Below are 10,215 nucleotides of genomic sequence, written 5' to 3' on the forward strand. Positions count from 1 at the left end.
AGGGTTTTTTTATGTCAAGCATCACAAAGTGGTTCTCTAAAAGATTAGTAATAATAACCATGGAGAAACTCAATGCTAGATCAAACTCGTTTACGTATTGCTATACAAAAATCCGGTCGTTTAAGTGATGAGTCAAAAAAATTACTTAAAAAATGTGGGGTTAACATCAACTTACAAGAGCAACGGCTGATTGCCTTTGCAGAAAATATGCCTATTGATATTTTACGCGTACGTGATGATGATATACCTGGACTTATTTTCGATGGTATTGCCGATTTAGGTATTATTGGTGAAAATGTTTTAGAAGAAGCGTTATTAGCTCGTCAAGCCGAAAATCAAAGTCCACAATATAATAAATTGCGCCGCCTAGATTTTGGTGATTGTCGTTTATCCATTGCTGCTCCACGTGACTACCAATATAGTGATATTTATTGCCTAAATGGTAAACGGATTGCCACTACCTACCCTCACCTATTACAGCGTTATCTTCAACAATTTAATGTCTCGTTTAACACCTGTTTACTTAATGGTTCGGTTGAAGTTGCTCCAACAGCTGGTCTTGCTGATGTGATTTGTGATTTAGTATCAAGTGGATTAACCCTTGATGCTAATGGATTAAAAGAGATCCAAGTTATCTATCAATCGAAAGCGTGCCTTATTCAACGAGCTGGTGAAATGCCCAGCGATAAACAACAGCTAATCGATAAATTATTGATACGCATACAAGGCGTAATTCAGGCCCGTGAATCTAAATATATTATGTTACATGCGCCAACCGATAAATTAGATCAAATAAAGGCACTTTTACCTGGTGCGGAAAATCCCACTATCTTGTCACTCGCCGGCGAGTCACACCGCGTTGCACTACATATGGTTAGTAGCGAAACCTTATTTTGGGAAACCATGGAGCAGCTTAAACAACTTGGTGCAAGTTCAATACTTGTGTTACCTATTGAAAAAATGATGGAGTAAAACTGATGGACATTTTTAATTGGCAACAATGCTCTGCCACTGAACAAAAAAACCTATTAATGCGCCCTGCTATAGCTGAATCAGAAACAATTACTCAACAGGTGAGTAATATTATTGATCAAGTAAGAAAACAGGGTGATCAAGCATTAACATTGCTTACCGCCCAGTTTGATCGGGTTTCACTTGACCAAATTAAGGTCAACATAGATAACTGCGATCAAGCCGCATTAAATCTATCTTCTGAATTAAAACAAGCCATACAGATAGCAGCGACCAATATTCGGACGTTTCACCAAGCCCAAAAACCAGCAACCATCTCAGTAGAAACAATGCCCGGAATTGAATGTCATCAAGTTACACGTCCTATTGAGTCAGTGGGTTTATATATACCTGGTGGAACCGCACCACTATTATCAACGGTATTAATGCTGGCGATCCCTGCTAAAATTGCGGGTTGTAATAGAATAATTCTCTGCTCTCCGCCACCCATTAGCGATGAAATTTTATATGCGGCACGCCTATGTGGTATTACCGATATTTATCAAATAGGCGGTGCTCAGGCGATTGCGGCAATGGCATTTGGTACCGAAAGTGTGCCCAAAGTAAACAAAATTTTTGGTCCAGGCAATGCATTTGTTACTGAAGCCAAACGTCAGATTAGCCAATGTAAAGATGGGGCAAGTATTGATATGCCAGCAGGTCCATCAGAAGTGCTAGTGATTGCTGATAGTTTAGCTAATCCCGCATTTATTGCTATCGATCTACTATCACAAGCAGAACATGGTGCTGATTCACAAGTTATTTTAGTCACCCCTGATCAACAACTTGCTGAACAAGTAAAAAAAGAGATAGATAAACAGATTAAAACCTTACCAAGGCAGTCTATTGCTGAAAAAGCGTTAATAAAAAGCCGTTTGATTGTCACTAAAGATCTTGAGCAATGTATTGCTATTAGTAATCAATATGGTCCTGAACACTTAATTATTCAAACGCGTAATGCGTCAACGTTAGTAGAAAAAGTGACTAATGCGGGTTCAATCTTTCTTGGTGATTGGTCACCCGAATCTGTAGGCGACTATGCCTCTGGTACCAATCATGTTTTACCTACTTACGGCTATACTGCAACCTATTCCAGTTTAGGTTTAGCTGATTTTCAAAAACGGATGACCGTCCAACAACTGTCACCAGCAGGTTTACTGCTCATTGCTCCTACCGTTGAAATAATGGCACAAGCGGAGCAATTAACCGCCCATAAACAAGCTGTCACACTTAGAGTACAACAACTTATGGCAACGCAGGCATAGAGGAGATCAGGGTTATCATGAATACATTTGATATTAATAAATTACTTAGAAATAATATACGTCAATTATCACCTTATCAATCCGCTCGTCGTATTGGTGGTCAAGGTCAAGTATGGCTTAATGCCAATGAATTTCCTTATCCAAGATCCTACCAATGGCAACAAAATACTTTACATCGCTATCCAAAACCACAATCAGAGCTGTTGATAAATGCCTATGCCAATTATGCCAATATAAAACCAGACCAACTTATTGTCACCCGTGGTGCTGACGAAGCAATTGATTTATTGATTAAAGCATTTTGCGATCCTAATCAAGATAGCGTTATTTACTGTCCTCCCACTTATGGTATGTATGAAATCTGCGCTAAAACTTATGGTGTGAAGTGTAAATCAATCGCAACGCTAGCCAACTGGCAATTAGATTTATCCGCTATCGAGCAGCAATTAGATAGCGTAAAATTAGTGTTTGTTTGTCGTCCTAATAACCCTACTGGTAATACAGTTGAGGCGATAACAATTAAACATTTATTAGAAATAACCAAACAAAAAGCATTAGTAGTGGTTGATGAAGCTTACATTGAATTTACCCCAACACAAACCCTTACAACGTGGTTAAATAGCTATCCAAATCTAGTTATTCTACGTACCTTATCTAAAGCATTCGCGCTAGCTGGCTTGCGTTGTGGTTTTGCCATTGCTAATTCGGCAGTTATCGATGTTTTAACTAAAATCAGCGCGCCCTACGCCTTACCTACACCAGTAATTGATATTGCTGTGGAGGCATTATCATCAGCAGCTATTAAAATAATGCAACAGCAAGTCAAGCAAATCAATGAGTTAAAACAGCAATTTGCTGATCAGCTTAACGCGCTATCTTGCGTACAACAAGTTTATCCAAGTGATGGTAACTATTTATTAGTTCGATTTAATACTGAATCCAACATATTTAAACAATTATGGCAACAGGGCATTATTTTAAGAGATCAACACCAGCAATTAGGGTTAGAAAACTGTATTCGAATTACGATAGGTACCGGTGATGAATGTGCCACCGTTATTCAAGCATTAAAACAGCTTGCTAAGGAGTAAACCGCGATGCCAAAACAGAAATATTTATTTATTGATCGTGATGGAACACTTATTACCGAGCCACCTATCGATTTTCAAGTAGATAGTGTTGATAAACTGGCTTTAGAGCCAGATGTAATTCCAGCTTTACTGAAATTACAAGCAGCAGGCTTTAAATTGGTTATGATTACGAATCAAGATGGATTAGGTACTCCTAGTTTTCCAATGGATGATTTTATTAAACCGCATAAACTAATGATGGATATCTTCACTTCACAAGGTATTCATTTTGAAGAGGTCTTAATTTGCCCTCACTTTGCGAGTGATAAGTGTGACTGCCGGAAACCAAACATTAAGCTGGTTTTATCCTATCTTACTCAAGGTCAGTTAGATGTTAAGCAAAGCTATGTGATTGGCGACAGACAAACCGATAATGAATTAGCCCAAAATATGGGCATTCAGAGCTTAAGCTATCACCCACAAACGCTCAATTGGTTGGAGATAGCCCAACGGTTAACAACACCAGATAGATATGCTCATATCGTTAGAAAAACCAAAGAAACGACATTGGATGTACAAGTGTGGCTTGATCGTCATGGTGAAAATCAAATTAATACTGGTATTCATTTTTTTGACCATATGTTATCGCAAATTGCAACGCACGGTAAATTTCGTTTACATATCCATGCGCAAGGCGATTTACATGTTGATGATCATCATACGATTGAAGATACCGGACTTTCCTTAGGTGAGGCATTAAAAGCAGCGTTAGGTGATAAACGCGGTATTGAACGTTTTAGTTTTGTATTACCTATGGATGAGTGTTTAGCGCAGTGTGCATTAGATCTATCTGGTCGCCCTTATCTAAATTATTCAGCCGATTATCATTACCAAAAAGTGGGAGATATGAGTACAGAAATGGTAGCACATTTCTTTCACTCATTATGTTATAGCTTGGCCTGTACACTCCATATCAGCACGACAGGCAATAACGATCATCATCGTATTGAAAGTTTATTTAAAGTCTTTGGTCGTACTTTAGGCCAAGCAATAGCGATAAATGGCAATGAATTACCTAGCTCAAAAGGAGTATTATGATGCCGTCAACCCGTTATCGATCCCATTTAACACAAAAGGTCGTGATTTTAGATACTGGTTGTGCCAATTTAGCTTCGGTTAACTATGCGATTCAACGTTTAGGCTATCACCCCATCATCAGTCGTGACGCTAAGGTCGTACTGAATTCAGATAAATTATTTCTGCCTGGTGTTGGTACTGCCTCTGCCGCGATGAAACAACTTAGCGAAAACCAATTAATTGACCTAATCAAAGCCTGTAAGCAACCCGTATTGGGTATCTGTTTAGGTATGCAATTACTTGCTCGTTATAGTGAGGAAGGGCATGTCAAAACCTTAGGCATGATTGAACAAAATATTATTCACTTACCTTCTCATGGTCTGCCCTTACCTCATATGGGATGGAATCAGGTTTATACGGATAACGAGCAATCGCTATTTAAAGATATTCCGCAAGGTGCCTATTTTTATTTTGTTCACAGTTATATGTTACCGCTTTGCTCAGCCACCATCGCAAGCGCCAACTATGGAGAAACGTTTTCTGCTGCTATACAGAAAGATAACTTCTTTGGTGTGCAATTCCATCCTGAACGTTCAGGAGCACTTGGCGCCAAATTACTAAAAAATTTTTTGGAGATGTAATTATGTCAATAACAAAAAGATTAATTATACCCGCCCTTGATCTGATTGATGGCAACGTTATCCGGCTACATCAAGGTGATTATAACCAACAACGCCAATATAGGGATAACCCTTTAGACTACTTAACGACCTACCAAGAGCAAGGGGCAGAATATTTTCATATTGTCGATTTAAGTGGGGCAAAAAATCCTAAGTTACGCCAATTCTCCCTAATAAAAACGTTATTAGCCTCCATAGCGACACCGATACAAATTGGTGGTGGTATTCGAACGCAGGACGACATTGAGCGACTGCTTAATGCTGGAGCCAATCGCGTGGTGATTGGCTCCATCGCCATCACCTCCCCAGGAAAGGTTAAACAGTGGTTTAAACACTATGGGGCTGATAAACTGGTATTAGCATTAGATATTCGAATTGATAATAATCATAACAAATATATTGCTATTCATGGCTGGCAAGAAAATTCATTAAGTACCTTAGAGCAGGTTATCGATGATTATCTAACCGTTGGTCTTAAACACGTATTATGTACAGATATTGCTAAAGATGGAACACTAACGGGACCAAATGTAAATTTATATCGAGAGCTCAGTCAGCAATATCCCGAAATTGCCTTACAAGCGTCGGGGGGAATTAGTTCACTGGACGATATCAACGCATTAACTACCGCAAATATCAGCGGCATTATTATTGGACGAGCCTTACTTGAGAAAAAATTTACGGTTAAGGAGGCAATAACATGTTGGCAAAACGTATAATTGCTTGCCTTGATGTATTAAATGGTCAAGTGGTTAAAGGCATTCAATTTAGAGATCATGAGATTATTGGTGACATCGTCCCTTTAGCTCAGCGTTATGCGCAAGAAGGCGCGGATGAATTGGTCTTTTATGATATTACCGCCTCTTCGGATCAGCGGACGGTTGATAAAAGTTGGGTGACACGTGTTGCCAAGTCCATTGATATTCCTTTCTGTGTTGCGGGTGGTATAAAGTCCATTGAAGATGCGCGGCAAATTTTATCTTATGGTGCGGATAAAATATCCATTAATTCTCCAGCGCTTAGTGATCCTGATTTAATCTGTCGTTTAGCGGATCACTTTGGCAAACAATGTATTGTAATTGGTATTGATAGTTGGTTTGATCAACAGAGCAAGACGTATTATGTCTATCAATTTACAGGCGATCAAACTAAAACGAAATTAACGGGCCGCCGTACGTTAGATTGGTTAACAGAAGTGCAAACACGCGGTGCTGGCGAGATCGTATTAAATATGATGAACCAAGATGGGGTACGCAATGGTTACGATTTAATACAATTACAACAAATGCGCCAGCATTGCCATCTTCCCCTTATTGCGTCTGGTGGGGCTGGCACGATGCAACATTTTGCTGATGCTTTTCAACAAGCGCATGTTGATGGCACCTTAGCGGCTTCTGTATTTCATAAACAACTCATCAACATCAATAAACTAAAACAATTTTTAGCAGAAAAAAAGATTGAGGTAAGAATATGTTAGCAATAGAACAACTTAATTGGGATAAAGTGAATCATTTAATGCCCGTCATTATTCAACATGCAGTATCAGGTACGGTATTGATGTTAGGATTTATGAATCCTGCCGCGCTGATCCAAACTCAAACCACAGGTAAAGTGACCTTTTACTCAAGAACTAAACAACGTTTATGGGTCAAAGGCGAAACATCTGGCAACTATTTACAGCTGGTTGATATAGCAACGGATTGTGACCAAGATAGCCTACTAATTTTAGCCTTACCATTAGGTCCTACATGCCATAATGGAACCAATAGCTGTTTTACAGAAATAAAAACAGATTGGACATTTTTTCACGATTTAGAAAACTTATTAGCAGCCCGAAAAACGGCACCACTAGATTCGTCTTATACGGCTCGCCTTTATGCATCAGGCACTAAACGTATTGCTCAAAAAGTAGGTGAGGAAGGCGTAGAGACAGCTTTAGCCGCGACAGTAAAAAATAGACCAGAACTAAAAAATGAAGCTGCTGATCTTGTCTATCACTTACTAGTATTATTACAAGATCAAAACTTGAAATTTAGTGATGTAATCACGATTCTACGCCAGCGACATACAGAAAATGCGTAGTCAATTGGTATTGTTGTTTTATTATTGATCAATGAATAGGGAGGACTATTAAGATAATTAAACTAGGCATGGTTGCTAAATGATAAAAAAATATGACGAGAATACAATTACCTTGATAAATTAAACGTCGCAATATAACTAGTTACAGTTGTCACTAGTTATATTATAGCTCTTGTTTATCTAACATTTCACTCTCTTAATTAATCCTTATCATCGTCAAAATAGCGGCGCACAGGACTAAACGGTAACGTGTAATATAGTATCAATTATCAGCTAATTAAAAAAGCGCGTCGTTGATATAGAAAGACTAGTAGTCGTTTATTTAATACATGTAGTTTGTTCACTATTTTGACTAATTCGTGGTGGAAACTCGGGATTTTTCCTTGTTTATGAGTGATGACGGTAACCGGATTTTGGTACATTTTCGTCATTATGGGAGCAAGAGCCATTCAAGTAATGGCGATTGAATTATATACCCTTATTGATATGCCACATACGATGCCTATTTGCTTATCATTGTTATCTTGCAAAATAAACAGGCAATTATCTTTAATAAAGCATTAAAAATAAAATGCTATCTTATTGTCGCGTAAAGTAAGGAAAAAGATACATTTATATCAACAACAACAATATTTATATTTATATTTATATTTATATTTATATTTATATTTATATTTATATTTATTATAAAAATTATATCGGATGATTACTAAAAAATTGTAATCATTGTTAGCTAGAAAGATAACTTAAGTGGTTAGATTACATCATAGAACTATAGCATACGTTATAAATATTATTCACATCCCTATGCGCTAAATAAAAAAAAGCCTAAACAGTATCCTTTAGGCTTATATCAGTGTTTTCAAAAAATCTTTAACAGAATCTTGAAAATAATAGATAGTTCTACATTTTTATTTTTTCAATATTAGTTGCTACTCCCAACAACTAACTTGAAAACCATTATCTCGATTAATAGAATTAGTTATTCTTAAAAAAGATCAATCGTAAGATTATTCTTTATTTACTATGTAAATAGTATGATAAATGATAGAAAATAAAATGCAAGTATTTATTTTTTACAATAAAAATAGACAACGTATCGATTCTACTTTGCCTAATATATCGATAAAAGCTTAGCGTATAAAATAATATAGGTTATTCATTAATTTGCTATTTAAATAAGCTATAATAAGCGTTATTGTTAAATTTATGAGACCATTTTATGACAACATCAGATCCACTCCTTACTTTTAGCCAAGCGAAGGCGCGCTTATTAGATCAAGTACCGAAGAAGTTGGCAACATCTATTATCGGGATTTCTGATGCATTACATAAAATTACCGCTAAAGATATTATTTCGCCTATGGATGTTCCAAGTTTTAATAATTCAGCGATGGATGGTTATGCTGTACGCCTAAGCGAAATAAAAACACAGCAACCACTTAGCGTTGCTGGGACAATTTATGCAGGACAACAAACTCTTCCATATTGGCCTAAAAATAGTTGTCTACGCATTATGACAGGAGCGCCGGTACCAGACGAAGCGGATGCCGTCGTGATGCAGGAACAGACACAACAAAACAGCAATCGAATAACGTTCTTACAGCCAATCAAGCCACAACAAAACATCCGTTACATTGGTGAAGATATAAAAAAAGGCGAAATCGTGGTAAATTCAGGACAAAAATTGACCATTCCACACATTGCTAGGTTAGCCGCATTAGGTATTAGTGAAATTGAGGTGTATCACCCACTTAAAGTGGCGCTTTTTTCTACAGGCGATGAGTTACGTGAGATTGGCGACAGTTTATCAGCTGGAAAAATTTTTGATATTAACCGATTAACCTTAAAATTAATGTTACAACAATTAGGTTGTCAAGTCATAGATTTGGGTATTGTTGCTGACGATCCATCGCAAATAGAACAAACGTTTACCGATGCAATGCAAGCAGATATGATTATCACTACCGGTGGGGTATCCGTTGGGGAAGCGGATTTCACAAAACAAGTATTAGAAAAGATAGGAAAAGTGCAATTTTGGAAAATAGCAATGAAACCTGGCAAACCTTTTACTTATGGTCGTTTAAATAATGCCATATATTGTGGTTTACCGGGTAATCCTATTTCGGCAATGGTCACGTTTTACCAATTGGTACAACCGCTAATTTTGTTACTATCTGGATTAACAGATATTCAATCCACCTTTCCTCAATTTCAAGTAAAAACCTTAAGTGCAATTAATAAAAAACCAGGAAGGGTTGATTTCCAACGCGGAAATCTTATTGCTGATAAACATGGCGAACTTAATGTAACTGTCGCCACTCATCAAGGATCGCATATAACACAATCATTAAACCATACTAACTGTTTTGTTGTGCTAGAACAAGAACGAGGTAAGGTAGCGGCGGGTGAATATGTTACGGTGGAATTATTCAATCCGTTGCTGAGTTAAACGAATAAAACCGCACAACGTTTAAAGTTTAGCGACAATCTAAGCGCTTTTAAATTGTCGCTCTAATTACCCATTATCCGCTTAATTAAAATGGATCTTACCCGTTTGCTTATTAAACTTTATATTTTTTAAACACCCGTAAATCAATAAGCCCATTTTTTTACTCATACCAAATTTTCGACGTAAAAAAAGCAACCAAACAAGTAACCAAATAAACTTGGCAGCACCAAGACCACGATATAATAACCATTGCAACACGACTTTTATCATATACTGATAGTTTACCTTGACTAAATAACAATAATCCCAACCTATATAGCCATAAAATCCTTTATTAACAATAAGATAAGATTATTAATCGTAAAAAACAAGTTCATTTACCCAATATTTAATCAAAAAGGGCTAAGTATTGTCCGTAGCCTTTGGCGGCCATTTCCTGTTTAGGAATAAACTGTAGTGCAGCAGAATTAATGCAGTAACGGAGCCCACCCTTTGCCGGAGGTCCATCTTTAAACACATGACCAAGATGCGAATCGGCCTCTTTGGAACGCACTTCAATTCGATGCATACCATGACTA

Annotated in this window: 11 protein-coding genes; 9 read left to right on the top strand and 2 right to left on the bottom strand. The window is 37.3% G+C overall.

Features of this window, described 5'->3' with window-relative positions; all coding sequences use genetic code 11:
- Positions 1 to 72: 72 nt before the first annotated feature.
- From hisG to moeA, 9 genes are all read left to right on the top strand, one after another.
- Positions 73 to 972 carry an ATP phosphoribosyltransferase gene (hisG, locus tag O970_RS01995; protein ID WP_024495515.1) on the top strand — a complete coding sequence of 300 codons (900 nt, stop codon included), beginning with the start codon at positions 73 to 75 and terminating at the stop codon, positions 970 to 972.
- 5 nt (positions 973 to 977) lie between these two features.
- A complete protein-coding gene (gene hisD, locus O970_RS02000; protein WP_024495516.1) occupies positions 978 to 2,276 on the top strand; it encodes a histidinol dehydrogenase in 1,299 nt (432 codons plus the stop codon).
- A gap of 17 nt (positions 2,277 to 2,293) precedes the next feature.
- Entirely contained in the window at positions 2,294 to 3,367 is a 1,074-nt protein-coding gene (gene hisC, locus O970_RS02005; RefSeq protein WP_036562322.1) for a histidinol-phosphate transaminase, read from the top strand.
- A 6-nt stretch (positions 3,368 to 3,373) separates the two neighbouring features.
- Positions 3,374 to 4,444: a bifunctional histidinol-phosphatase/imidazoleglycerol-phosphate dehydratase HisB gene (gene hisB, locus O970_RS02010; RefSeq protein WP_024495518.1), complete on the top strand. Its 1,071-nt coding sequence runs from the start codon at positions 3,374 to 3,376 to the stop codon at positions 4,442 to 4,444.
- Entirely contained in the window at positions 4,444 to 5,064 is a 621-nt protein-coding gene (gene hisH / locus O970_RS02015; RefSeq protein WP_024495519.1) for an imidazole glycerol phosphate synthase subunit HisH, read from the top strand. The genes hisB and hisH overlap by 1 nt, the downstream gene beginning before the upstream one ends.
- A gap of 2 nt (positions 5,065 to 5,066) precedes the next feature.
- Positions 5,067 to 5,822 (top strand): 1-(5-phosphoribosyl)-5-[(5-phosphoribosylamino)methylideneamino]imidazole-4-carboxamide isomerase, encoded by a 756-nt coding sequence (gene hisA, locus O970_RS02020; protein ID WP_024495520.1) that lies wholly within the window; start codon positions 5,067 to 5,069, stop codon positions 5,820 to 5,822.
- Positions 5,804 to 6,580 (top strand): imidazole glycerol phosphate synthase subunit HisF, encoded by a 777-nt coding sequence (gene hisF, locus O970_RS02025; protein ID WP_024495521.1) that lies wholly within the window; start codon positions 5,804 to 5,806, stop codon positions 6,578 to 6,580. Before hisA ends, hisF begins: the two co-directional genes overlap by 19 nt.
- The gene (gene hisIE / locus O970_RS02030) at positions 6,574 to 7,185 is read left to right on the top strand and encodes a bifunctional phosphoribosyl-AMP cyclohydrolase/phosphoribosyl-ATP diphosphatase HisIE (RefSeq protein WP_024495522.1); all 612 of its coding nucleotides are present in this window, start codon (positions 6,574 to 6,576) and stop codon (positions 7,183 to 7,185) included. Before hisF ends, hisIE begins: the two co-directional genes overlap by 7 nt.
- Positions 7,186 to 8,407: 1,222 nt before the next feature.
- Positions 8,408 to 9,637: a molybdopterin molybdotransferase MoeA gene (gene moeA / locus O970_RS02035; RefSeq protein ID WP_024495523.1), complete on the top strand. Its 1,230-nt coding sequence runs from the start codon at positions 8,408 to 8,410 to the stop codon at positions 9,635 to 9,637.
- A gap of 81 nt (positions 9,638 to 9,718) precedes the next feature.
- Here the strand turns inward: moeA and O970_RS02040 are convergent, their stop codons facing one another.
- Both O970_RS02040 and O970_RS02045 read right to left on the bottom strand, forming a co-directional pair.
- A complete protein-coding gene (locus O970_RS02040) occupies positions 9,719 to 9,907 on the bottom strand; it encodes a hypothetical protein (protein ID WP_024495524.1) in 189 nt (62 codons plus the stop codon).
- Positions 9,908 to 10,025: 118 nt separating this feature from the next.
- Positions 10,026 to 10,215: peptide-methionine (R)-S-oxide reductase (locus O970_RS02045; protein WP_024495525.1), on the bottom strand; the 190-nt coding region annotated here is incomplete at its 5' end.

The sequence above is a fragment of the Candidatus Schmidhempelia bombi str. Bimp genome (genome assembly GCF_000471645.3).
GTDB classification, from domain to species: Bacteria; Pseudomonadota; Gammaproteobacteria; order Enterobacterales; family Orbaceae; genus Utexia; species Utexia bombi.